This window comes from Synergistaceae bacterium, from assembly GCA_012521675.1.
GTDB lineage: Bacteria > Synergistota > Synergistia > Synergistales > Aminobacteriaceae > JAAYLU01.
This window is the reverse complement of the sequence record JAAYLU010000065.1, coordinates 55908-79352: the sequence shown is the minus strand read 5'-3', so window position 1 is coordinate 79352 and position 23445 is coordinate 55908. Positions and strand designations below refer to the sequence as shown.

Annotated in this window: 21 protein-coding genes; 5 read left to right on the top strand and 16 right to left on the bottom strand. The window is 61.9% G+C overall.

The window, feature by feature from the left end:
• Positions 1–111: 111 nt before the first annotated feature.
• The 7 genes from rpoD to GX181_06480 form a co-directional block, all read right to left on the bottom strand.
• Positions 112–1305, bottom strand: coding sequence for an RNA polymerase sigma factor RpoD (rpoD, locus tag GX181_06510; GenBank protein ID NLM71593.1), 1194 nt, complete (start codon positions 1303–1305; stop codon positions 112–114).
• A 156-nt stretch (positions 1306–1461) separates the two neighbouring features.
• Positions 1462–2130 carry a hypothetical protein gene (locus GX181_06505; GenBank protein ID NLM71592.1) on the bottom strand — a complete coding sequence of 223 codons (669 nt, stop codon included), beginning with the start codon at positions 2128–2130 and terminating at the stop codon, positions 1462–1464.
• 16 nt (positions 2131–2146) lie between these two features.
• Complete coding sequence (locus GX181_06500; protein NLM71591.1) at positions 2147–3055, bottom strand: chemotaxis protein CheV; 909 nt, start codon at positions 3053–3055, stop codon at positions 2147–2149.
• 97 nt (positions 3056–3152) lie between these two features.
• On the bottom strand, positions 3153–4976 hold the full coding sequence (locus GX181_06495; protein ID NLM71590.1) for a thioredoxin domain-containing protein: 1824 nt from the start codon (positions 4974–4976) through the stop codon (positions 3153–3155).
• Entirely contained in the window at positions 4966–5613 is a 648-nt protein-coding gene (locus GX181_06490; GenBank protein NLM71589.1) for an HAD family hydrolase, read from the bottom strand. The genes GX181_06495 and GX181_06490 overlap by 11 nt, the downstream gene beginning before the upstream one ends.
• A 139-nt stretch (positions 5614–5752) precedes the next feature.
• A complete protein-coding gene (locus tag GX181_06485) occupies positions 5753–5932 on the bottom strand; it encodes a hypothetical protein (GenBank protein NLM71588.1) in 180 nt (59 codons plus the stop codon).
• Between the two features lie 24 nt (positions 5933–5956).
• Positions 5957–6130, bottom strand: a complete 174-nt coding sequence (locus GX181_06480) for a hypothetical protein (GenBank protein ID NLM71587.1) — start codon at positions 6128–6130, stop codon at positions 5957–5959.
• 281 nt (positions 6131–6411) lie between these two features.
• Between GX181_06480 and GX181_06475 the strand changes: the two genes are divergently transcribed.
• The 3 genes from GX181_06475 to GX181_06465 all read left to right on the top strand — a co-directional run bounded on the left by GX181_06475 (position 6412) and on the right by GX181_06465 (position 13273).
• Complete coding sequence (locus GX181_06475; protein ID NLM71586.1) at positions 6412–9186, top strand: hypothetical protein; 2775 nt, start codon at positions 6412–6414, stop codon at positions 9184–9186.
• Positions 9183–12674: a UvrD-helicase domain-containing protein gene (locus GX181_06470; protein ID NLM71585.1), complete on the top strand. Its 3492-nt coding sequence runs from the start codon at positions 9183–9185 to the stop codon at positions 12672–12674. The genes GX181_06475 and GX181_06470 overlap by 4 nt, the downstream gene beginning before the upstream one ends.
• Before the next feature lie 86 nt (positions 12675–12760).
• A complete protein-coding gene (locus GX181_06465; GenBank protein NLM71584.1) occupies positions 12761–13273 on the top strand; it encodes a hypothetical protein in 513 nt (170 codons plus the stop codon).
• Here the strand turns inward: GX181_06465 and GX181_06460 are convergent.
• A complete protein-coding gene (locus GX181_06460; GenBank protein NLM71583.1) occupies positions 13251–14153 on the bottom strand; it encodes a YitT family protein in 903 nt (300 codons plus the stop codon). The genes GX181_06465 and GX181_06460 overlap by 23 nt on opposite strands.
• A 368-nt stretch (positions 14154–14521) precedes the next feature.
• Here GX181_06460 and gyrB point away from each other — a divergent pair, with 368 nt between their 5' ends.
• A complete protein-coding gene (gyrB, locus tag GX181_06455; protein ID NLM71582.1) occupies positions 14522–16429 on the top strand; it encodes a DNA topoisomerase (ATP-hydrolyzing) subunit B in 1908 nt (635 codons plus the stop codon).
• Positions 16430–16803: 374 nt separating this feature from the next.
• Here the strand turns inward: gyrB and GX181_06450 are convergent, their stop codons facing one another.
• The 4 genes from GX181_06450 to GX181_06435 all read right to left on the bottom strand — a co-directional run bounded on the left by GX181_06450 (position 16804) and on the right by GX181_06435 (position 19506).
• Complete coding sequence (locus GX181_06450; GenBank protein NLM71581.1) at positions 16804–18060, bottom strand: hypothetical protein; 1257 nt, start codon at positions 18058–18060, stop codon at positions 16804–16806.
• Positions 18061–18498: 438 nt separating this feature from the next.
• Entirely contained in the window at positions 18499–18603 is a 105-nt protein-coding gene (locus tag GX181_06445; GenBank protein ID NLM71580.1) for a type II toxin-antitoxin system HicA family toxin, read from the bottom strand.
• A complete protein-coding gene (locus tag GX181_06440) occupies positions 18600–18818 on the bottom strand; it encodes a type II toxin-antitoxin system HicB family antitoxin (GenBank protein ID NLM71579.1) in 219 nt (72 codons plus the stop codon). The genes GX181_06445 and GX181_06440 overlap by 4 nt, the downstream gene beginning before the upstream one ends.
• A 364-nt stretch (positions 18819–19182) precedes the next feature.
• Positions 19183–19506, bottom strand: coding sequence for a DUF4282 domain-containing protein (locus tag GX181_06435; GenBank protein NLM71578.1), 324 nt, complete (start codon positions 19504–19506; stop codon positions 19183–19185).
• Positions 19507–19716: 210 nt separating this feature from the next.
• Between GX181_06435 and GX181_06430 the strand changes: the two genes are divergently transcribed.
• Positions 19717–19881: an SYNERG-CTERM sorting domain-containing protein gene (locus GX181_06430; GenBank protein ID NLM71577.1), complete on the top strand. Its 165-nt coding sequence runs from the start codon at positions 19717–19719 to the stop codon at positions 19879–19881.
• A 154-nt stretch (positions 19882–20035) separates the two neighbouring features.
• Here GX181_06430 and GX181_06425 read toward each other — a convergent pair whose 3' ends face one another.
• From GX181_06425 to pxpB, 4 genes are read right to left on the bottom strand one after another with little or no spacing between them, the layout of a single operon-like run.
• Positions 20036–20833, bottom strand: a complete 798-nt coding sequence (locus GX181_06425; GenBank protein NLM71576.1) for a putative hydro-lyase — start codon at positions 20831–20833, stop codon at positions 20036–20038.
• Positions 20830–21603 (bottom strand): 5-oxoprolinase subunit PxpA, encoded by a 774-nt coding sequence (locus tag GX181_06420; GenBank protein NLM71575.1) that lies wholly within the window; start codon positions 21601–21603, stop codon positions 20830–20832. The genes GX181_06425 and GX181_06420 overlap by 4 nt, the downstream gene beginning before the upstream one ends.
• Positions 21604–21614: 11 nt before the next feature.
• Entirely contained in the window at positions 21615–22691 is a 1077-nt protein-coding gene (locus tag GX181_06415; protein ID NLM71574.1) for a biotin-dependent carboxyltransferase family protein, read from the bottom strand.
• Complete coding sequence (gene pxpB / locus GX181_06410) at positions 22688–23434, bottom strand: 5-oxoprolinase subunit PxpB (GenBank protein NLM71573.1); 747 nt, start codon at positions 23432–23434, stop codon at positions 22688–22690. The genes GX181_06415 and pxpB overlap by 4 nt, the downstream gene beginning before the upstream one ends.
• Positions 23435–23445 lie beyond the last annotated feature (11 nt).

Here is a 23445-nt window from a genome sequence, read left to right as displayed (position 1 = left end):
GGACCCCCTTCCGTGTACGGCGCTCTGCGAACCGGATTATTATACCAGCAAAGGGAGGGCTTGAAAAAAACCGGGCCCCGTAGTCGGCGCCCGGTCTGGTCCTCCGAATCCTCAGTCGAGGAAGTCCTTGAGCTTCTTCCCCCTGCTCGGGTGGCGAAGCTTTCTCAGCGCCTTCGCCTCTATCTGCCTTATGCGCTCGCGGGTGACGCCGAAGCGTCTTCCCACCTCCTCGAGCGTGTAGGAGTGTCCGTCCTCCAGGCCGAAGCGGTAGTGCAGCACTTCGCGCTCACGCTCCGAGAGGGCGCTCAGCATCTCCTCTATCTGCTCGTGCAGGAGGTGCCCCGCGGCGGCCTCCTCCGGGCTGGGCATCTCCCTGTCCTCGATGAAGTCACCGAGCTGGCTGTCCTCCTCCTCGCCAATGGGGGTCTCAAGCGAGACAGGAAGCTGGGCGATACGGCGTATCTCCTCCACCTTCAACGGCTCTATCCCCATCTCGGCGGCGATCTCCTCGTCCGTCGGCTCCCTGCCGAGGCGCTGAACGAGCTGGCGCGAGATGCGCACCATCTTGTTGATCGTCTCGACCATGTGAACCGGGACGCGGATCGTGCGCGCCTGGTCGGCTATCGCCCTTGTGATGGCCTGTCTTATCCACCAGGTGGCATAGGTGCTGAACTTGAAGCCCTTCCGGTAGTCGAACTTCTCCACCGCCCTGATCAGCCCGAGGTTGCCCTCCTGTATCAGGTCCAGAAAGAGCATCCCGCGGCCTATGTACTTCTTCGCTATGCTGACTACAAGGCGCAGGTTCGCGTCCACGATCTTCTTTTTGGCAGTCTCGTCCCCCGCCTCGACGAGCTTTGCCAGCGCCACCTCCTCCGCCGCGTCCAGGAGAGGCACCTTGCCGATCTCCCGAAGGTACATTCGCACCGGATCGGTCAAAGGGATGTCATCCAGCTTTCCGAGCTCCATGTCGGACGACTGGGCGGAGGGGTCCTCCGGGATGGTCGCCCCTTTCCCGTCCGAATCTGAATCTGAATCAGAATCTTGTTCATCTGCTTGCTCCTTCACCTCGTCGAGGACCTCTATGCCCAGCTCCATCAAGTGCGACACCAGGTTGTCGAGGATCTCCGAGTTCCAGTTCTCCAGCGGAACATGGCCCTCAATATCCTTCTGGGTGACGAATCCCTTCGCGTGCCCTTTCAAGATGAGCTCGCGCATTCCGCTCAGGTGATCGCTCAGATCGTCGCCGACATGGCCTTCCTTGTCGGAGGAGTCCTTCCCCTCTATGACGACCTTGCCCTCGAGCATGTCCTTTTTATCCAGAATTTCGCTCTGCATAGAACAACCAGTCCCCTCTTCAATGCAACATGGACGTACCCATGTACTCTCGCGATTTTTTCTCGCGAATGGGCCCGGGCTCGTCCGGAAAACCATATTCTCTTTTGCCGGAATGATATTGTACCACTAGAAATGCAGTTCTATGCCGAAAAACGGCGGGAAAGGCACCTCCGGAGATGGTCCGACCCATTTCCTGGTCTCCTCGAACTCCATCTCGAACAGAAGGCGGCTGATCTCCAGATGCGTCAGATCATCCGTTTCGTACGGGATGAAGAAGCGCCTGTACCCGAACTTCTCTGCGAAGAAAGGCAGGCTGGCCTGAGTCGATGCCTTCGCCTCCAGGGCCGAGCCCAGCCTGTCCAGAAACGTATCCTCGTCGAACAGCGGATTCCCGCTGACGAGCACGATGGTCTTTATGCTCTCGATCATTATGTCCCTGTCCCACAGGCAGCAGAGAGACACCCCGGCCTCGATGTCCTGCTCTTCGTCGAGCATGGACGAGACCAGCTCCTCCATCGGAGCCGAGTACCCGAAGAGCATCGCAAAGCCCAAGCCGATGCGGACGGGACGACCCGGCACTATCATGCTGTCGCGCAGAAGCGTGCCGATGTAACCGCTCCTGAGGCTTGTGAGGCAGAAAAACTCGCTGTTCATCCTCAGAGACAGAGCCGCGATCCTGCTCAGCAACACGCTGTGGTGCGCGTTGATGGACACAGGTTCATAGTCCATCCTCAGAGGGAACCACGACGCCACCTCCATGTCGACGTTGGAGTCCCAGTACGGAAGAGGAGGCATTCGGGATTGTCCCGGGTTATTTGCCGGCCGGCAGAAGTCGGATGATGTGCTCCAGCATATCCGGTATTTCCGGCTTTGTGATCTGGGCCTCGGCGCCGACGCTCGCGGCCTTCACCTTGATGTCCTGCGCCATGATCGACGAGAACACCACTATCGGGACCTTTTTCAGGTCCGGGTGCTCCTTGACGCGCCTGGTGAGGGCGAGCCCGTCCATCATCGGCATCTCCACGTCGGTTATCAGCAGGTCGAAGTGCTCCCCCGGGGTGTTCAACTGATCCCAGGCCTCTTTGCCGTCGCCGGTGAGCACCAGGTTGTGGAAGCCGCCCTGCTCCAGCACGTCGGATATCTGCTTGCGAATCAGGGGCGAGTCCTCGGCGACCAGTATCCTGAATCTGTTCAGGTCGCCCAGGTGAGCGGTCATCTCCATGGTCTTCTCGACGTCGATCTGGTAGCGCTGCGACAGAACCGGGTTGACCATCTGAACTATGGCCTCGTAATCCAGCAACAGGACGTTGCGTTCGTCGCGCTTGATGACGTAGAGCACGTGCTCTCCTAAGAAGGTGCCGGTCAGGGTCGAGTCCAGCTCCTCGGAGTTGATCCGGTAGATCCTCTCCACGGCGTCCACCACGAACCCGAGCTTTATCTCGTTGAACTCGGCTATCACCACGTTGCTGGACTCGAGCTCTGACTTCGGCTCGATCCCGAGGTGCAGCCTCAGGTCCAGCAGGGGTAGCACCTCTCCCCTTACGGAGGTTATGCCGATCATTGACGGATGAGACTCGGGGATTGTTCGGCAGCCCGGCCAGCGAAGAATCTCGCGCGTTTTATCCACGTTGATAGCGAACGTCTGATCCCCCAGAAAGAAGACCACAACCTGCCACTCGTTGGTTCCCACCTCGGTGATCACTTTTTTAACTTCCTGCATTGACGCTCCCTCCTCCGTATGAACGGGTTCTCTAGGAAGTTACTATATCCTATGCCGACCGTGACAACAAGCCCCGCGCCTCGATTATGCGCTACTGTTAAAGCATTGTCGCCGCGGCCAGCAGCCAAGTGTGCGCCAAGGGATACTTCGCAGCCCTGCCGGAGAATGCCGACGCCGTACGCCTGGCCATCGAGAGAAGCTCCCTCCGCCCGGTCAAAGCCGACAGACGGATATACACATCCGTCATCACCGAGTTGCCCGACGGAGAGGCCCCGTCGTAGGCCTCCTTCCTCCTGAGAAAGAGGAAGGGGTCGTCGCCCGACGAGGTGAAGAATCCCCCTCTTTTCTCGTCGGCGAACGCCTTGTCCGCCGCATCGAGAAGCTTCAGCGCCTCGTCCGCGTAAGAGTTCCTCCCCGTTGCGACAGCGAGTTCAGTCAGACCCCACGAGAAGAAGGCGTAGTCGTCGAGCAGCCCCGAAACGGCGCTCTCTCCATCCCTGTAACGGTGCAGCAGCCCGCCCGTCCTGTCGCGCAGCCTCTGATCGATGAACCTGGCCGCCTTCTCAGCTGCGTTCAGCCACTCGGGCCTCTTGAAGACCTCCGATGCCCTCGCGAGGGACGCGATCATCAGGCCGTTCCAGTCGGTCAGTATCTTGTCGTCCTTCAGGGGAGGAACGCGTCCCTTCCTCTCGGCGAGGAGCTTCCCCCTGCACCTGGCAAGCAGCGCGTCCAGCTCCGCGGCCGACAGGCCGAACCTCGGGGCCGTCTTTTTCGCCGGTTCGGCGATGTGCAGCACGTTGTCCCCGAGGATCCGCCCGGTTCGCTCGTTCTTCACGTTGCCCCCCTTGCGGATTCCGTAGGCGCAGATGAACACCCCCGCCTCCTCGGGCGAGAGAACCGAGCGAATCTCCTCCTCGGTCCACAGGTAGTACTTGCCCTCTTCGCCGTCGCTCTCGGCCCCTATCGCCGAGTAGAAGCCCCCCTCTGGGGAGGTCATCTCCCCCAGGACGAACCCCGTGATATCGTCGGCGAAGGCGCCGAACAGGGCACTGTCGCTCTCGCCGGCGCACTCCGACAGCACGTAGAGCATGAGGGCCTGGTCGTTCAGCATCTTCTCGAAGTGAGGAAGCAGCCAGCGCCGGTCCGTCGAATACCGGGCGATGCCGCCCGCGAGGTGATCGTGAATACCGCCCTGCCAAATTCTCTCGATCGTCCGTTCGACCATCGACCAGGCGCTCTTCACGCCGAACTTCCTCCAGTAGCGTATCAAAAAAACGAGGTGCGATGGCATGGAAAACTTCGGTGCCTTTGAGAACCCGCCCCACTCCCTGTCGAAGACGCCAGCCAGCTCGTCAAACGTCCTCTTGAACGCTGCCGTGCCGGGGAGGGATCCGGAACGAGCGGCTTCCTCCTCGGCAACGAGGGATTCTCGGATGCTCCTCGCCGAGCTCTCCACCTGCGACCTCTGCGTGGCGAAGAGCCACTTCATCCTCGGCACCACGTCCACCATTCCCGGTATCGCGCCGCCGCTCCTCTTCGGAAGGTACGTGGCAGCGAAGAAGGGCAGCCCGTCCGGCGTCAGGAAGACGTTCAGAGGCCAGCCTCCGCTGCCGTTCAACATCTCGCAGACAGCCATGAAGGCACCATCTATGTCGGGACGCTCCTCCCGATCGACCTTCACCGGAATGCACGCTCCGTTCAGCAGGTTCGCAACCTCTTCGTCGCAGAAGGACTCCCTCTCCATCACCCGGCACCAGTGGCACGCAGCATAACCTATCGACAGGAAGATCGGCTTGTCCTGCCTCTTCGCCTTTTCAAACGCATCGCTCCCCCAGGGGTGCCAGTCGACGGGGTTGTCCGCGTGCAGCAGAAGATAGGGCGATTTCTCCCCCGAGAGAAGATTTACTCCTCTACTCGTCAAAGCCCCTGTCCTCTCCGAACAAGGATAGAACCTCATCCACCGAATCGAAGACCCTCCAAGCTCCGGCGCCGTAGAGGGCATCCGGGGTGAAGAAGCCGGTAGTCATACCCACGGGGCGAACCCCCGCATCCCTTGCCGCGGACATGTCGTCCGCCGTATCGCCAACGTAAAGAGTCGACTCGGGCGCCCCTCCCAGGTTCGCCATGCTTTTCAGGATCATGTCCGGCGCCGGCTTTCCCCTCTCCACGTCGTCCATGCCCACCACCGACGAGAAGTAGCCTGCGAGCCCCACGGCCTTCAGCGGCGGCCCGGGCTTCTGGCGATTGGAGGCTAGTCCCAGTGAGACGCCTCGGGCGGACAGGACCTCGAGCACCCGCCTTGTTCCCGGGTAGGGATTGATCTCGGCGTACTCGCCCTCCGAGAAGGAGGCCCTGAAATCAGTCAGCCAGTCCTCCTCGAAACGTCCCCAGATCTTAAGCCAAGACTCTCTTATGGGAATGCCTATAACGGAGAGAAGGTCCTCCCTCTTCACCCTGGGCAGACCCACTTTTTCGGCCAGCTTGTTCATCGAATTCACTATCGCGTAGCTGCTGTCCGCGAGTGTCATGTCAAAGTCGAAAATCACGCAGGAAAACATCAAATCCGCTCCTTTTCTCGATTCACTCGACGATATGGTACACCAAGAGACGGGAAACACAAAGGCCGCCCCCTGTCCCGAAGGGCCGAGACGGGGGGACGGCCGCCAATATCGCCTGTGAGCCGATGCGCCCTTCGCGTCAATCGCCCTCGTACACCGCGGACCTGCAGATAAAGATCACCTTTCCGCGATAGGTGATGCGCTCCACTGTCGCCTTGCCGTCCGCGAACTTCATGTCGCTCGGCACAAGAATCGTAAACTGTCCGGTTTCGTCCGTCACCGGGACGAGCTCCACCGGGTCGAGGGGTTCGCCGCTCACAACGAGAGCGGAGGGCCTCTCCCCTCAGGTGTTTTTATACAAACCCCACTCGATGCGCAGCGGGCCTTCAAGGGCCGACAGCCCCTCCAGCGCCTCCTCGTCGATAGTCAGGCTCGGCGCCTCGGCGGCGGCGCACACCGACATCGCCGACACCAGCAGGACGGACGCGCAAAACAGCAGAAACAGCTTTCTTCCCATGGGCCTAACACTTCCCTCCTTGTTTTCATGACTACTTTTATATTTTATCACACTACACCTCCCGTCGGCGCAAAGGATCGGCAAAATACCGATGCTTATAGCCTCTCCTCCTTGTGCTAAACTGAGACTATCACGACCTTGAAGCCATCCCTTTCGAGGAGGGGTTTAGACTGAAGCTGCACACCTATCGCACACCGGGGAGCCTTGCCGCGCCCCTTCGGGAGGAGTCCGGGAGGGAGGGAGTCGTCTTCCTGGTTCCGTCCAACAGGGACAGGCCCGCGTTGCTTGAGATGCTCCTGCACCGGGAGAAGAGCCCCGCCGTCTTCTTTCCCGAGGTCAGGCCGTTGGTTTGGATCTGGGACGACCTGTATCGAGCAGCCGCAGAGGCGGTCGGCGTGGCCGCTCGTCCGCAGATAGACCCGCCCGACCACTGGCTGCTGATCAGGCGAGTCATCGGTCGCCTGCGTGAAGGACGCTCCGACAAACTGCCCGAGGGCCTTTCATCTTCCGGCTTCGTCGAGCTGGCGGGAAGCTCGATCAGGGAGCTGCTGGCGGAGGCCGTGCCCGCGGACGAGCTGGCCTCCGCGCTCACCTGCCCGGGATGCCCCCCGGATGGCGATTGTTCCAGGCTCGACGAGGAGAGCGGCATCCTGTGCAGGCTGTACAGGGACTACATAGCCCTGCTGGCGGAACTTGGCCTGGCCGACAGTTCGCAGATACCATCGCTCGGCGCGGCGCTGCTGAAGGAGAACCCGGAGGCGGCCAGGAGATGGGCAAAAGGCCTTGCGATACGGGCCGCCGGGTTCCTCAGCTTCGCATCCGGCCAGATGGCCTTTCTGCGAGCCCTGCGCGACTCGGGCGCCGACCTCGAGCTGTGGGTCCCCGAGTGTGGCGAGGGCGACTTCTACACGGCGATCCAGCAGTTCCCCGAGGCGGAGAGGATGCCGCGGATCGACTCGGATGACGCCCCGCCGTGCGTGTCGATCGCGGCGGGAGACCTGCGCCTGTCCACCGACACGTTGGCGCGCGAGCTCTTCTTCTGGGCCTCGGACGAGAAAGAGAGCCATATCCGAACATCGAGCGGACTCCCCTTCCCCGGCTGGGACGCGATCGCCCTATGTGCGGAGGGAGATGACCTGGACTCGATCGTCGAGAGTTTGGTGCGCTACGGGCTCCCCTTCTCCATCCGCGAGGGTTCGCCGATATCGGAGACCGCTCTATGGAAAAGCGCCCGCCGTTCGCTCGACCTGGCCGCGGACTCCTGGCCCTCGTCGGAGACGGCGGACTTTCTCTCGTCCCTGCCGATGGCCCCGTTCGGCTTTCCGAGGAGGGAGTTCGCCGGGGCGATCCCTTCGGGGGAGGAGGGCTGGACTGACTTTCTGAGCCGCTTCCCGAAGGAGGCGGGGGGAGATGCCTTCGCTCGGGCGACGGGCTTCGCGCGAGCCATGAGGCGGGGAGGGCGTCCGGACGAGCTGCTGCTGACGTTCGCCAAGTTCGCCCCCTCTCGCCAGGAGATGAAGCAGCTGGTGGCAAAGGCCGAGGAGGCCCCCCGCATCGACTGGGCGATCCGCGAAATGGCCCTGGTGGTGCGGGAGGCGGAGGAGAAGGCGAGGTCCCTCGCGGACCTGCGACGAGACCTCGGCCAAGCCGGGTCCTCCCCCCTGCCCTACGAGGAGGGAGTCGCCTTCCTCGGCCAGTGGGCCGAGACTGCCTCGGTCTGGATGCCCCCCCGATCATCGCCCGCCATCTCGCTCTTCCCCGGATCGCCGCCCGCGCTGGCCTGGTCCGATGTGTGGATACTGCCGGGAGCGACGGCGAACCGCTGGCCCGGCCAGATTCGCGAGTCGCCCCTGCTGAGCGACGAGCGCAAAGAGTTTCTGCACGACAGCCTCGACCTCGGACGAAGCCACCTCCCCCTCCTCCCGGAGAAGCGCAGCCAGAGGGAGGCTCTCTTCAGGAGGCTGACGGCCTGCGCGAGGAGCCTGTGCGTGCTTCTGCGCCCGACCGCGGACGGAAAGGGCCGCCCGATCGCGGCCTCCCCCTTCGCGGAGAACGCCATGAACTCCTCGAAGCTCTGGCTACGCCCGGTCGGAGCTCCCCTGGAGCGTCCCTTGGGCGACATCCTGCCGGAGGGGACACCGGTCGCAGGCGGCGTGGAGCCCCTCTGGCGCAAATGGCCCGTCTTCGGCAGAGGCGCGGATTGGGCGGATTTCACCCTGTGGACGCCGGAGGAGCATGTCTTCTCGCTCAGCGACCTGGACACCTTCGTCTCCTGTCCCTTCAGGTACTACTGCATCCGCATAGCCTCGCTGGAGGCACCGCCCGAGACCGCCTACAGGCCCGACCTGGCGGGCAGCGCGATGCACCGCCTGTGGCAGATGGCATGGGAGGGTCATCTGTCCGGGGAGGAGTCGCTTCCGCTCCTTGTGCAAAGGCTCTTCGACCAGGCCATGGCTGAAAAATACCCTCGGATGGTTGATGACGTCGGGCTCGGGCGATTCAAACGCGAGCTGCTGCGAAAGGCGATCCGCCTCGCCGAGGTGCAGGAGACGATGGAGAAGGATGGACTCCGCGACGGACGGCGGGATCAGAAACGGGAGTACAGGCTTCCGCAGATCGAGAGGGGCGCAGTGACATTCAGGGGCAGGTGCGACAGGTTGGACCTGCTCGACGACGGCACAGCCGCCCTCTTCGACTACAAGGGAGGGTCGTCCAAGTACCTCGGGGGCAGTCTGCAGCTGGCCGCCTACTCCCTCGCGCTCGCCGAGGAGGGGACGACCGTCTGCGCGACCGCCTTCCTCTGCCTGAAGGACGGGAAGCTCGTCGGGGCCGGGGCCGATGGCGCCCCTTCGGTCTTCTCGAGACTGAAGGGCGACCTGAAAGGTCTCGAGGACGCAGCCTCGACCGAGCTGGACAACGTCGCGAGGGCCTTCTCCACCGGAGTCTTCCAGCCGAAATACGAATCGCAGGACTGCGGCTGGTGCGCCTTTCATTCGCTCTGCAGAAAGCGCGACCACCGAGAGGACAGGGCGGAGAAGGAGGATAGAGCTCCATGACCGACGACACATTGCTCCGGCGACTGAAAGAGCATATCTCATCGAACGGACTTCTCCTCCCCGCGCAGGAGAGAGCCGTCTTCTCCGACGCGCCCGTGACGCTGGTGGGAGCGGGTGCGGGCACTGGCAAGACCCACACTCTCTCCTGGCGCTTCATCAGGGCCCTTATTCGAGCGGACGTGCGACCACGCGACATACTGGCCCTGACCTTCACGGAGAAGGCTGCGGAGGAGATGCGCGCGAGAATAGAGGCACTCTTCTCGGAGCTCCGCCCGATCCTGGACCCGAACGGGGAGAGGCTCTCCGGAGTCGCGTCGGAGCTCCAGGAGGCGCGGATCTCCACCATTCACTCCTTCGCCCTGGGCATCGTCAGGGAGCAGGCCCTCTTCCTGCCGTCCGGGCTGGGCGCTCGCCCCGTCACTCCACCCGAGGAGGAGCTCTTCGTCGCACGGGCAACCAGGGCGCTGGACTCCCTGGATACCGCCTGGTTCGATCGAGCCCTTCCTCCCGGCCGTGGAGCGGCTCGCTGGCTTGGCGGCGACCTTGACGTCCTCGCCGACGTGGTAAACGAGTACGGCCCGGGAGTCATCGTCTCCTTCTCCCTGGCCCTCTCCGACCTTCTCGAGAGCCGGGGCGAGTCCCCCGACTCGCTTTCGGCCCGTGCGGAGGACGGCGGCTATTTTGACGAGGTCGCGAGACGAATCAGGTCGATCTGCCTGAAGGAGGCCAGGGAGGTCGCTTCTGTCTGGACGGGGCTTCTTGCCTCTCTTCCCGCGAAACTGGAGGGGAAATCCGGCTTCAACGAACGTGTCGACGTACTGAGAAGCAGGTGGGCGGGGGCCCTTCCACCCGCGACGGACGACGGCTCCTTGGACTTCGCGCTCGAGATCTTCAACGAGGTCCTCGGGGATTTAACCGGCGCGTCCGGCTCGAAGACCGGCAAGAGGATGCAGGAACACCTGTGCAGGACTCTCAAGGACTTCCGCGACTCCTACCCGTCCCTTAAGAAAGGGCTGGGCTTCCTGGCATCGCCTCCATCGGAAACGGAGATGCGCCTTCGCTCCCTGCTGCTTCGGACCGCCGCGATGATCTGGGAGGCGGGCAGGGAGTACCGGGCCAGGAGAGGACTGCTCTCCTACGACGACATGATACGCCTGGCCGCGGAGCTCTCCTCCCGCGACGACAGGGTTCGATCCTTCAAGGAGATAATGGTGGACGAGTACCAGGACACCAATCCCCTGCAGGACAAACTCATCGAGTCCGCGGCTGCGGAGGGATGCAGACGATTCCTCGTGGGGGACCCGAAGCAGTCGATATACCGGTTTCGCCACGCGGACCCGGCCATCTTCGGCGCGAAGACGGCGAATCCCTCGGAGGGCGCGGTCTACATCCCGCTTCAGACGAGCTTCCGCGCCCGCCCCTCCCTCCTGGACGAGGTGAACCGGCTGTTCGGCCGCCTCTGGAAGGAGAGGATAGCCGAGGACATGCCGACACCGTACGAGCCGCTGCTCTTCCCCGACGATCCGGAGGCGGGGCGAGTTCGCGAGGCGGACGCCCTCCCCCCTGTGAATCATATCTTCCTGCGCATGAGGGGGGGGGAGAGGATATCGGAGGCCAGGATCAGGGTGGCGACCGCCCTGGGGGAAAAACTTCTAGAACTGCACGGAGGGCTCGTGTGGGACAAGGGCAGAGAGGAGATGCGCCCGGCGGAGTGGCGCGACATGACGATCTTGGTCCCGACACGCGCCTCTTTCGCCGCGCTGGAGGAGACTCTGCACCCCCTCTTCGGCATACCGACGGCGTTCGAGAGGGGAAAGCAGTTCTTCGACAGGGGAGAGACGGGCGACCTGGCGAACGCGATGCGAGCGCTCGTCTTCCCGGAGGACCGGGCCGCGACCCTCGGCTTTCTGCTCTCCCCCTTCTCCGGCCTTGGTGCTAACGAGGCGGCGAGGCTGCTCGCCCCGGGTGCGCCGAGCCTAGAGGAGTCACATCCCGAGATCGCCTCTCGCCTGGAAGAGCTCCGGACGGTCGCCCGCTACGAGGGGCTCTTCGGGGCCCTGGTCGTCCTGCTTAGGGACCAGTCCTTCCTCGCCCGCTACCCCCTCTGGCGGCGCAAGAGCGCGCTGGCTAACCTGTGGAGGGGGCTGGACCTTGTCAGGGAGTACGAGACCGTGTTCGGGAACGACCCGGGAGGCTGCTGCTCGTACCTCGCCCGCATGGCGGGGGGAGGGGGCTCGGTCGAGGAGACTCCTCCCCTGGGCGATGAGGAGGACGTCGTCAGGGTGATGACGGTCCACAGCGCGAAGGGACTGGAGTTTCCGATAACGGTGGTAATGGACCTGGACAACAGACCGGGCGGCGGAGGGGGCCGGACGTCGCTCGTTCCGTCGGCCGTCGTCGGGGCGGGTTTCTCCTCTCTGCCCGAGGCCTGGGAGGCCGGAGACAAGTCCAACACCGCCGGGGTCGCACGATTTCTCGAGGAGGCCTCGGAGCAGGAGGAGTGGCAGAGGCTCTTCTACGTGGCCTTCACCAGGGCGAGGGACTGCCTCGTCCTCTGCTCCACGTGCGGTGAGGAGGAGGGCGAGCCCACCCCCAAACCTGGCTCGTGGCTCTTCTTGATTGAACCGACCGTACCGGAGGACTCGACGGACATCCGCCCGGAGAGAAAGCGAGCCAAGCCTCCGGAGGACGAGGCGGCCGGACGACTAGTCGTCCCTCCGCCGATGGACCCCGCCCTGGTGGAGATGATGAGCGCCACTTCCTACTCCCTCTTCCGCTACTGTCCGGCTGCCTGGCGGATGAAGCACAGGCAGGGAATGGAGCTGACATGGGAGATGCCATCCGACGAAGAGCCGGGAGGCGCGGACCTCGGTTCGCTGGCCCACTGGATTCTTTCTCGCTGGGACCTCCGATCGTCCTCCCTGGCACGCCTGCTGGACGACCCGGGGGCGCTCCTGCCGCAGAGGCTTCGACCGGCCTGGAACAGCAAACGAGAGAGAGAGGCGCTCGGCGGTTGGCTTGAGAGATTTGCGGAGAGCCGGGTCGGAAGGAGCATGGCGCTTGCGTGCGAGCGGGGGATTCTTCGCCGGGAGATTCCTTTCAGGATAAACGCCTCCGGAGTCAGGCTCGTGGGAAGCATAGACGCCCTCTGGCACGAGGGTAACACGGTTCACATCAGGGACTACAAGATCACCGCCGGCCCGATGGACGGCACCGCCGAGTGGGAATCGCTGTACAGGGAGCAGCTGCTGTTCTACGGCCACGCGGCTTCTCTGGCCTTCCCCGGATCGAACCACGACATCAGGCTTGTCTACCTGCGCGAGGGGCGCGAGGGAGAGCCGATCGCCCCGGATCGCCCGTGGGCGGAGGTAGGGCGGATGATCCGCGAGGCGGCGTCCTCGTGCGCGACCGGACCTTATCCCCCCAGGACCGAGCGCTGCCCGAGATGCTTTTACAGGAGGGACTGCCCCTACAGGCGTGTTACATAGGGCAAATAATTGACCAAACCGGCGGTTGAGCTTACTATAGTCGCGGCTAAGCCGTCGATTCTTTCAGGAGAAAGGGATGAGATTGCATGACTCTTGACGCGACCGATAAGAGCCCGGCCGAGTGGGACAACCTGGCGGAGAAACATCTCGACCTGGCCGACGACGAGATGCGTGCAGCAGGTGTTCTGCTGAACGCAGACCCGCCGCTGCCAGTTCCCTCCATCCCTCACTCCCTGATGGGAGTCGAGTTACTGCTGATCCTGGCACTGCAGCTCCTGGACGCCCAGGTCACTAGCTACGAGACCGTTGCGGAATACGTCCAGGCAATTGCAGCCACTGCCCCGGATCTGCGCAGATCCCTCGGTCCTCTGACCGCGCTGAAGAAGGCCGAGGGGGCGGGGACGACGGACAAGGAGCTGCTCAAGACCGCAAGGGCTGCTTACAGGGCCGCAGAGAAGGCCAGGAAGACCCTCGGAGGCTTCATCGATGAGAGGATCGCCTCGATGACCCCCGAACTGCAGCAGACGCAGGCGAAGCCGAAGAAGGCAAAAAAGAAAGAGGCGCCCGCGAAGGCGGCTAAAGGCTCTTCCAGCTCTTGAACCCCTTTCCGAGAACCTCGGACGCCACCGATACCGACATGAATGCCTTCGGATCGTTCTCCGCGAGGTACTTTTTCAGCGTGACTACCTGGCGCGGCTCCAGCAGGGTCATAAGCGCCGGCCGAGGCTGCCCCGAGTAGCCCCCCACTCCCTCGAATCGCGTCGTCCCGCGGCCAAGCGAGAGGTTTATGAACTCACTGACCCTCTCCGGGACGTTCGTTATGATTAAGACCTGCTTCCTTCGGTCGAAGGACCTGATGGAGTTGTCCACTACTATCCCGTAGACGTACAGGGCCACGGCGCCGTAGATGGCGGCCTCCAGCCCCACCACGAAGAACGACAGCCCGAGAAGCCCCGTGTTGATGAAGATGGCGAACTGCCCTATCTCGATTCCGTACCGCCGTCGGAGGGCCACGCCCGGTATGTCGAGCCCGCCCGTCGAGCCTCCCACCCTGAAGATGAGCCCGGCGCCCAGGCCCCTGACGACTCCCGAGAGCACGGCCGCCATGAACCTGTCGCCGATAGCAGGCACCGGAAAGTACTCGAAGGTCTTCAGCAGTGTCGAGAAGAGAAGCACCGCCCACATCGTCCACACCACGAAGCGGGGGGAAAGCTCCCTCCAGGCCCATATCATCAGCAGGGAGTTGACCCCCAGTATCACATACGCCGGAGAGATCCCGAACACGTAGTTCGACAGCACGGCCATGCCCGACACTCCCAGATCCGGGAAGCGGTTAGGCAGCACGAACAGAGTGACCGCGACCGCCTGCACTGTCACTCCTGTCGAAATGGCGACGAAGGCCTTCCACTCGCTGCGGATCTCTCCCAAAACTCTAGACGCGACGCCGCGCGCCTTCGCTCTAAAATTCCCAAAACTCACTTGCAACACTCCTGTTCTATCAATTTAGACGACTCTCCCGTGCGGGGAGGGATAAGCCTTTCTCGGGCGCATAAAGCCCCGTATCCGGCGGCTTTCTGGTATAATATACAGTAGTTAAAGCAGCGTGAAACGGAGTGAGTAAGCATGTTCATCCCCCTGGAGGGAGGGAACCTTGTCTCCTTGAGCCAAACTATCGCCTTGGTTCGTCAAGGAAAGGAGACGACCATATATCTGCGCGACGGCTCTGTCTTGAAATCGGGGTTCAAACCCGAGACCCTCGCAAGAAGATACAACTCTTTCATGAAAGAGGCAAGGGCGAACACGCTGGAGGCCAACCGGCCACGAAACGGAGGAAGCATCTGATGACAATGAGCCCTCTGGCTCTTCAGTACACCGCCAAGGACATCCAGGTCCTGGAGGGACTGCAGGCGGTTCGAAAGCGGCCCGGGATGTACATAGGCGACACGTCCGTCCGCGGGCTTCACCACCTGGTCCAGGAGGTGGTGGACAACTCGGTCGATGAGGCCATAGGCGGTTTCTGCACAAAAATCCGCATCACCATACACGAGGACGAGAGTTTGTCGGTAAAGGACAACGGCCGCGGCATACCCACGGACCCCCACCCGTCAAACGGACGCCCCGCATCGGAGGTCGTGCTGACGACCCTGCACGCGGGAGGCAAGTTCGACGGCGCGGTCTACAAGGTCAGCGGAGGCCTTCACGGCGTGGGAGTATCCGTCGTCAACGCCCTTTCGGAGTGGCTCGAGATCACCATCTGCCGAAACGGAGAGAGCAGGACACAGCGCTTCGAGAGGGGCATTCCCGTGTCGGAACTGTCCGCCGGGGTCAAGACCGATCTCTCCGGGACTAAGATCCACTTCATGCCCGACCGTACAGTCTTCGAGGAGGTCCGCTTCTCCTTCGACATACTCGGCGCGCGATTCCGGGAGATGGCCTTCCTGAACCCGGGGCTGTCCATAACGCTCGAGGACCTGCGCGAGGACGGGCGCATCAAGGAATTCTGCTACGAGGGCGGGATCAAGTCCTTCATAGAGTACCTGAACAGGGGCAAGACTCCTCTCTTCGCCGACCCCATAGTGATATCGGGTGAGAGGGAGGGAGTCGGAGCGGACATAGGCATCCAGTACAACGACGGCTACCAGGAGAGGGTCTTCGGCTTCGCCAACCTAATACACACAATCGAGGGCGGCACACACGTGTCCGGCTTCCGCACCGCGCTCACGCGAGCGGTCAACGAGGCTGCGAGAAGGGCAAAACTCCTGAAGGAGAAGGACGAGAACCTGTCCGGAGACGACCTCAAGGAGGGGTTGACCTCCGTCATATCGGTCAAGCTGGCCAACCCCCAGTTCGAGGGACAGACCAAGACAAAGCTCGGCAACAGCGACGTAAAGGGCATTGTCGACTCCATCCTCTACGAGGAGCTGACCGCCTGGTTCGACGACCACCCGCAGATAATCAAAACCGTGGTCGAGAAGGCGATAAAGGCCAGGCAGGCACGCGAGGCGGCAAAACGCGCGAGGGAGCTGGTCCGCAAGTCGGCGATGACCGGCCTGACTTTGCCGGGGAAGCTGGCCGACTGCTCCGACAGGAACCCTGAGAACACCGAGGTCTATATAGTCGAGGGGAACAGCGCCGGAGGAAGCGCCAAGCAGGGGCGCGACAGGAGCTTCCAGGCGATACTCCCCCTTCGCGGAAAGATACTCAACGTAGAGAAGGCCCGTCTGGACAGGGCGCTCTCCAACGCGGAGATCCGCACCATGATCCAGACCCTGGGCGCAGGAGTAGGCGACGACTTCGACACGTCCAAGCTCCGCTACCACAAAGTAATAATCATGACCGACGCCGACGTGGACGGCGCGCACATCGGCACGCTGCTGCTGACCTTCTTCTACCGCTACATGCCTTCCCTCATCGAGGAGGGCTACCTCTACATGGCCCAGCCTCCGCTGTACAGGGTGCAGAGAGGAAAGACAGTAGCCTACTGCTACAACGAGAAGGAGCTGAGGGACTTCCTGGATGACGCGGGCGAGTCCGCCAAGGTCATGGTCCAGCGCTACAAGGGACTCGGCGAGATGAACCCCGATCAGCTGTGGGAGACCACCATGGACCCGAAGAGTCGAGTCCTCAAGAGGATACAGGTGGACGACGCGGTCGAGGCCGACGAGTACTTCAGCATCCTGATGGGCGACAAGGTCGAGCCGCGCAGAGAGTTCATCAACGCCCACGCCCGCGAGGTCAAAAACCTGGACATCTGACGCGGCGCAGGGCTGCCGGGGGGACAAAGATGCAGAACAACCGCTGATCGGATCCCTCCTCTCTGCGCTCGTTAGGGACGGCTCTTTCCTGTCGTCCCGACAGAGCGAAGCGACGAGGGACCTCGAGAGCCACCCCGAGATCCCTCACATTCGTTCGGGATGACAGGAAGCCATGCGTTCGGGAGGACAGAGAGCACGTTCGGGAAGACAGGAAGCCATGCATTCGGGATGACAGAAAACCCGTCCACCCTGTCGTCCCGACAGAGCGAAGCGACGAGGGACCTCGAGAGCCAAACCCCGGATTTGACGGATGTCGTGAAATCCGGGGTCGTTTGTTCTTGTGAAACGAAGTTTCGCAGCCCGGCTCGCCCTTTCTACTCTTCAAATATCTCCGGGTCGACGTTGAGGATCATGCACGCCGCATCCCACACGCTCAAATCCTTCCGCCAGTCGTAGAAATTGTTCATCGCCTGCGCGAAACTGTTCTCGTCCCAGTCGTCCGTGTCTACTCCGATGTTGCTGAAGATTCTGATCAGCTCTCCACCCAGCTCCACACGCTCGGAGTCCGTCGTGGTGCCGTACCAGTGCATCTCCCACGCGGCTTTGAACTCCCCTATCCTCTCCCCGTGAGCTGCCATGGCTTTCGCCGCTCTCGCCGTGTCGAGATCGACCTCCTCGAAGACCCCTTCGTTCTCCGCCTGTACCATGAACCACTCGAAGGCAAGGTCGACATCAGGCTCCTCTATCTGCTCGACCCTGATGGACGACGCCCAGCGGCCTCGCTCGCTGAGGTCTCCCTCGCTCTCCTCGTACTCAGCCGACTCGCCGTCGAACTGCGAGTGTTCGTAGAGAGCGACCCTGTACCCCGGGCATACGGCCAAGGAGCGCACACTGTCGTTGGGCATGTCGAACCCTTCGAACAGATCGTACTCTCCTGGCTCGGCAATCTGCCACGCAATGCCCCGGAATCCTGGCAGGGAGTAGACGACGGCCACGAAATCCACTGCTTTCTCGTCTTCCTCGTCGATTTCGTCGTCCTCATCGTCGAACAGATCGCCCCTGCCCTCTTCGCGATCGAATATTTCCATGTTCTCCAACCATTCTTTCAGCGCATCCGCATCGTAGTCATCCATGTGGTCGACGGCGAGCGAAATATGAACGCGGAAAATCCACTCCTCTGTGAATATGAAAATGTCCTGGTTGCCTCTCATATCCTCGTCTTCGCCCGTCGTATACAGAGCCGCCGAGACTGGATAGGAATAAACCTCCTCCAGCTCCTCGACGAATTCCGTGACGTCGATATCATCCGAATCCATTTCAATGAACTCGCGTAGGCTTTGCAGCATGACGACCAGACTGCCGGTATCGCTCGGGGTCAGCGCTTCGCCATCCCTGTCCTCGGAGTATATCCTGTCTATGGAAATTTTCAGTATGCCGCCGTCGAAATTCCGCTCGAAGTACGCCTCTCCCTCGCCGCCCGACTGGACGTTGAACGACGTGGAGCATGCCTCCGGGAGACCGGGTATCTCGATCCACAACCCCTTCACCCTGCCGTCGTCTGCCTGGACAGGCGCTGCGAGCAGAGCGAACGCCAGTGCAAAAACAAAAAACGCAACTATACTCCTCTTCATGAAAGCTCCTCCGTTCTCTTGGCAGATCCATCCTTCAGAAGAGTACACCGGTTTCACCGTTTATGGAATCACCCGTTCGGGTGGTATTCGCACTGAAAACGGCCGTGCAAAAGTCCCCTTTTCAGGGTAATATTGGCCCGAGTCATAAGCTCGCCTAGTCCACGAGGTTGATGTCGGTCGACCAGCCACATCATAACCGGGGATAGTGACTCAATCCGGGAGAGGAGCTGCTTCCATGTCCGCAGCAAAAAGCCAACCCCGAAAGCTGAACTTGCGGCTTTTGATCAGCTGTTTCATTGCAATGACCTGCCTGCTGGGCGCCTTCCCGCAGGCCTCGGCGGCGGGATGTCTATCCCGGACAACAGCAGTCCAACGGTGACGAACTGCACCTTCTCGGTGAACAGGGCGGACAACGACGGCGACAAGATATACATCTACTCAGGCAATCCCAATCGGATTAATCCACAGAGCATGCGACGCGCCCTCGCGTTTCAAGTAGCAGCCAGCCATACGGAGCATTCGCTCCAAATCCCTCCGCTTCATCCTACCAATACAGTTTCCAGGATGACATCATCCGGCAGACCGCGAAGAATATCCTCTTTGCGATCCAGCAGAATCAACTCTATGGCTTCTCGTAAGCTGTCCTTCGCCTCTTCCGGCGTCTCACCTTGTCCGTTGGCACCGGGAATCTCCGGGCAGATCGCCCAGTAGCCCCCCTCGGGTGCAGCTTCGATAATGGCAGTGAATTCGGCTTTCATGCTCTTCCCTCTTTCTCCGTCGGTATGCATAATTCCACATCCTTTTGAATTATAGCATCGCTGACAGAGGCTTTCAGCAAACTCCTGGTTCAGGCCGCTCCTGGGATATCTCCGAGGAACTCGCCGAGACGGCGGTCCCGTGCATTGAGAGTTCTAACTCCAAACCGCTCGCTAAGCGCCTCCTAAAGCCAGATCGAGGACGAGATACGCCTCACCCGCAGGGGAGCGTCTTCCTGACGATGCCCCTGCGTCTGGTCATAGACACGAATGTTTTAGTCTCTGCTCTGCTTTCTCTTTCGGGCCATCACCTGTCGTCCCGACAGAGCGAAGTGACGAGGAACCTCGAGAGTAAACCCGAGATCTCTCACATACCGATGAGCATCATCAGCGCCTCCCGCATCTGAAGAAAGGCCATCAGAAACTCAAAGATCACTCGCCAAGCTATCTCCATAAATACAAACATGAGGAAAAAGAGTCCGTAAATATGGCTGGTGCTCTGGTTTCCGTCAAGGGCCTGCCTCCGGGGGCGGATCACCCCGGAAAGAGATTCTTCCAACCACGATTGAAGCCGCTGTGAAAGTCGCCATGTCAGAAAAGGAATGCCGGCGGCGCCAAGAAAGTAAATGATGTGAAGGACGTTATGGCTTATAAAATATCTGAAAGTTAAAAAGTCATAGAGGACATCCATAATCAATCACTCTCCTGCTCCGTGCGGACCGTCCCCTTCCGGCGCGCCTTTTTCTCTTCGCGGATAAACGCAACCAGGTCCAGATCGCTTGAGGTTTTTGCTGTGAGCTTTACCCGTGATCCGAACGCACAAACGGCGGTAGCCGAATCAATATTACACTGGAAACGGAACTTTTGCACAGCCTTTCCACAAACCCAAATCCACGACGGTGTGGAGAACGGCTTCCTGGTCGATCCCGCCTTTATAGTGGCCGGGGAAAGAAAGAGCGAACCCGAACCGCCCAAAGGCGGCGGCGGTGGCTGCAATTCTCTGGGCTTCGCCCCCGCTCTGCTGATCCTGCTGTCCCCGCTGTCGCTGCTGACGAGAAGAAAGTAATATCCTACTAACATCGCTTTCTTTTGTCATCCCGAACGGAGCGTAGCGACGGAGGGATCCAAGCTGTTCAGCCTATCTTGCTAGATGCCATAAAAAAAGGGGGCCTCTTCCAGGCCCCCTTTTCTGTAGCCGCAAACCGCAACACCTCGTCGGTCTAGAAAACCGCGTAGTCGGCGTCCTTCGGGTCCGCGATGAACATGTGGCCGGGCATGTGCGTGATGCAGAAAGGTGGTTTCACCGCCATGATGGCGGCCTGAGGGGTGCATCCGCACGCCCAGAAGAGGGGGACCTCCCCGGGGTTGATGTCCACTGCGTCGCCCAGGTCGGGCTTGTTTATGTCATTTATCCCTATCTGCGACGGGTCCCCTATGTGGATGGGAGCGCCGTGCACCGCCGGGAAACGGCCGGTGCAAAGCACGGCCTTCGGGACCATCGCCGCCGGGATCGGCCTCATGCTGACGACGACCGGCCCCCTCAGAGCTCCGGCGGGCGTGCACTGTATGTTGGTGACGTACATCGGCACGTTCCTGTTCTGCTCTATGTGCCGCACCGGTATCCCCGCCTCCAGCAGGGCTCCCTCGAAGGAGAAGGAGCATCCTAGCAGAAACCCTACCAGGTCGTCCCGCCAGTACTTCTTGACGTCCGTGGGCTCGTCCACGCACTCCCCGTCCTTCCAGACCCGGTATCTCGGTATGTCGGTCGAGATATCCGCCCCCGGCGCCACGAGCTTCGGCTCGGGGTCGCCAGGCTCGGTTACGTCCAGGATCGGGCAGGGCTTGGGGTTTCTCTGGGCGAAGACCAGGAAGTCGTAGGCCAGGTCGCGCGGCAGCACGACCAGGTTTCCCTGCACGTGCCCCTTGCACATCCCGGGGGTCGGCAGGGTCCACTTGCCCTCCCTGATGAGCTGCCTCACTTCGCGAGGCGAGCTGTCCGCGTAGTCCGCAGCCCTCATATCTCAAGCACCTCCCTGATATTGCAGATCTCCACACCGTTGGTCAACAGAGCGCTTTTAATCCTGCGGGCGAAGTCCACCGCGGACGGGTTGTCTCCGTGCAGGCAGATGGAGTGAGCCTTCAGCTTTATGTCCACCCCGTCGGCGGAGCGAACCACTCCCTCCTTCACCAGGCGCACGATCCTCTCGGCGGCCTCCTCCGGGTCGTGTATGAAGGCGCCGGGCTTGTTCCTCGGCACTAGGGAGCCGTCGTTCATGTAGCCCCTGTCGGCGAACGCCTCGGCCGCGTAGGGTACGCCCTCCTCCGCCGCCGCCTGCTCGAAGAGGGAGTTGGCCAGCCCCATGAGGACCAGCTTTCCTCCTGCGTCGCGGGTCGCGCTCGCTATCGCCTTGGCCATGGCGAGGTCCTTCGCGGCCTGATTGTACATAGACCCGTGCGCCTTCACATGCTGCAGGCGCACGTCGTGGGCGGCGCACACAGCCTGCATGGCTCCTATCTGGTACAGGACAAACGCATAGACCTCGTCGGGCGAGCAGCCCATGGTCCTTCGGCCGAAGCCCTGCAGGTCCGGGAAGCCCGGATGGGCCCCCACCGCGACCGAAGCCTCCTTGGCCGCCTGCACCGTCTTCAGCATCACTTGAGCGTCGCCCGCGTGAAATCCGCAGGCCACGTTCGCGGAGCTTACGTGTTCCATGACCTCTCGGTCCATGCCCATGCACCACGGTCCGAAGCTCTCCCCCAGATCGCTGTTAAGGTCGATCCTGAACATCACTTCACCTCCTAGATCTCCTCCCAGGAGACCGAGTGCTCCTCTCCATCGACGCGCAGTATCGCCTCCCCGCTTGTGCGCGCACCGTAGAAAGCCGACGTCGCGCCTCGAGACAACGAGCGCCAGGAGGCTCGCAGCGAGCGAAGCTCCCTCCGCGCCCTCGCCTCGGTACGCGTAAGCTCGACGGCCTCATCCAGAGTGATCCTCCGGAACTTGACGCCCGCGCCGGGCAGCCGCTGCGAGAGGGCGGCTGTGTCAACCGTGCAGACCACTCCGATCTTCGTGTATCCGCCCGTCGTCTGACGGTCGGCAAGCATCACTATGGGCTGTCCGTGACCCGGCACCTGCACCGCGCCGAGAGGGATGGCGTCGGAGATTATGTCCGCGCCTCCCGCGTGTTCTATGCTCTCCCCCTCCATGCGGTATCCCATTCGATCCGCGCTGTTTGAGATCTGGTACTCGGAGCCGTAGAAAGCCTCGAGGCCCTTCTCCGTGAAGTGGTCCTCCTGCGGCCCGGGCATGACCCTCAGGGGCGCTTCCGGATCCCTCGGGGGACGCAGATCCTCGGGGCAGACCAGCCCGTCGCACAGTCTCCACAGGGGAGCGGGCTCGGCGCAGCGGATCACGTCGCCCTTTCTCAGCGCCCTTCCCTCGTGCCCTCCCACCGAAGCGCGGGTGTAGGTGGAACGGCTTCCCATTACAATAGGCACGTCTATGCCTCCGGATACGCAGAGGTACGCCCTGCAGCCGGACACCGGCCCGCTGAAGCTTATCACGTCCCCCGCGGCCAGCGGCACTACGGTCCAGTTCGGCACGGGCCTGCCGTTGACGGAAAAGCCCAGCTCCGCTCCCGTGACCGCCGCGACGCACTCTCCCTCGACGACATCGAGAGTCGGCCCTATCAGGGTGACCTCGAGCGCCGCATCCTCCTCGTCGTTGCCGACCAGTATGTTGCCAAGCCGGTACGACTGCATGTCCATTGCCCCGGCCACCGGCATCCCCTTGCCCTGGTAGCTCCACCGACCGGAGTCCTGCACGGTGGAAAGCATCCCCGGAAGCCGGACCGAGAAGATCGCCGGACCAGTCATGATGATGCCTCCTCCTCAAGAATCTCCGGCTGATACGAGCGAGACGCCGTAGCGGCCTCTATCTCGTCGAACTCCGCCCTGTCCGCGGGGCGGAAGCGCACCCACATTCCCGCGTCGAGGAAGATCGCGGGGTCGCGTCCGGGATCGAACATCATCATGGGCGTGCGGCCGATAAGCTGCCACCCGCCGGGGCTGGCGATCGAGTAGATGCCCGTCTGCTTGCCGGCTATTCCTACCGACCCGGCCGGGATCAGCTCGCGCGGGTTCTTGAGGCGGGGCGTCTCGAGAGATTGGTCCATCCCCCCGAGGTAAGCGAAACCCGGCGTGAACCCGAGCATGTAGCAGTAGCAGTCGTTGGCCGCGTGACGTCTTACGACCTCCTCCTCCGGGAGTCCCGTGTGCTCCGCGACGTTGCCCAGATCCGGCCCATGCTCCCCGCCGTAGAGGGTCGGTACAACTACCACCTTTCTCTTCGCACCACCCTCGCCCGCGCCGGACGAGGTCATCATCCTCTCCAGGTTTCTATAAAGAGCGTCGACATCGGCGACCACCGGGTCGAAGTAGACCGCCAGCGACCTGTAGGTCGGCACGGCGTCCAGAAATCCCGGCGGCTCCGCCTCCCTGACCGACGCCGCAAGCGCGGCGACGCGCGTGTTGACCTCCATGTCGATGGAGTCTCCATACTCCACGACCACGCAGCCGTCGCCCGCGCCGAGCAGCCTCGGGTATTCTCTGTCAGTCAATCATCGAACGC

Excerpts from the sequence above, each read along its gene's own strand:
- GX181_06490 (NLM71589.1), bottom strand. The coding sequence starts at position 5,613 with ATGTTTTCCTGCGTGATTTTCGACTTTGACATGACACTCGCGGACAGC.
- GX181_06505 (NLM71592.1), bottom strand. The coding sequence starts at position 2,130 with ATGCCTCCTCTTCCGTACTGGGACTCCAACGTCGACATGGAGGTGGCG.
- rpoD (NLM71593.1), bottom strand. The coding sequence starts at position 1,305 with ATGCTCGAGGGCAAGGTCGTCATAGAGGGGAAGGACTCCTCCGACAAG.
- GX181_06445 (NLM71580.1), bottom strand. The coding sequence starts at position 18,603 with ATGAAGCGGAGGGATTTGGAGCGAATGCTCCGTATGGCTGGCTGCTAC.
- GX181_06425 (NLM71576.1), bottom strand. The coding sequence starts at position 20,833 with ATGAGGGCTGCGGACTACGCGGACAGCTCGCCTCGCGAAGTGAGGCAG.
- GX181_06500 (NLM71591.1), bottom strand. The coding sequence starts at position 3,055 with ATGCAGGAAGTTAAAAAAGTGATCACCGAGGTGGGAACCAACGAGTGG.
- GX181_06415 (NLM71574.1), bottom strand. The coding sequence starts at position 22,691 with ATGACTGGTCCGGCGATCTTCTCGGTCCGGCTTCCGGGGATGCTTTCC.
- gyrB (NLM71582.1), top strand. The coding sequence starts at position 14,522 with ATGAGCCCTCTGGCTCTTCAGTACACCGCCAAGGACATCCAGGTCCTG.
- GX181_06470 (NLM71585.1), top strand. The coding sequence starts at position 9,183 with ATGACCGACGACACATTGCTCCGGCGACTGAAAGAGCATATCTCATCG.
- GX181_06480 (NLM71587.1), bottom strand. The coding sequence starts at position 6,130 with ATGGGAAGAAAGCTGTTTCTGCTGTTTTGCGCGTCCGTCCTGCTGGTG.
- GX181_06450 (NLM71581.1), bottom strand. The coding sequence starts at position 18,060 with ATGAAGAGGAGTATAGTTGCGTTTTTTGTTTTTGCACTGGCGTTCGCT.
- GX181_06440 (NLM71579.1), bottom strand. The coding sequence starts at position 18,818 with ATGAAAGCCGAATTCACTGCCATTATCGAAGCTGCACCCGAGGGGGGC.
- GX181_06435 (NLM71578.1), bottom strand. The coding sequence starts at position 19,506 with ATGGATGTCCTCTATGACTTTTTAACTTTCAGATATTTTATAAGCCAT.
- GX181_06465 (NLM71584.1), top strand. The coding sequence starts at position 12,761 with ATGACTCTTGACGCGACCGATAAGAGCCCGGCCGAGTGGGACAACCTG.
- GX181_06420 (NLM71575.1), bottom strand. The coding sequence starts at position 21,603 with ATGTTCAGGATCGACCTTAACAGCGATCTGGGGGAGAGCTTCGGACCG.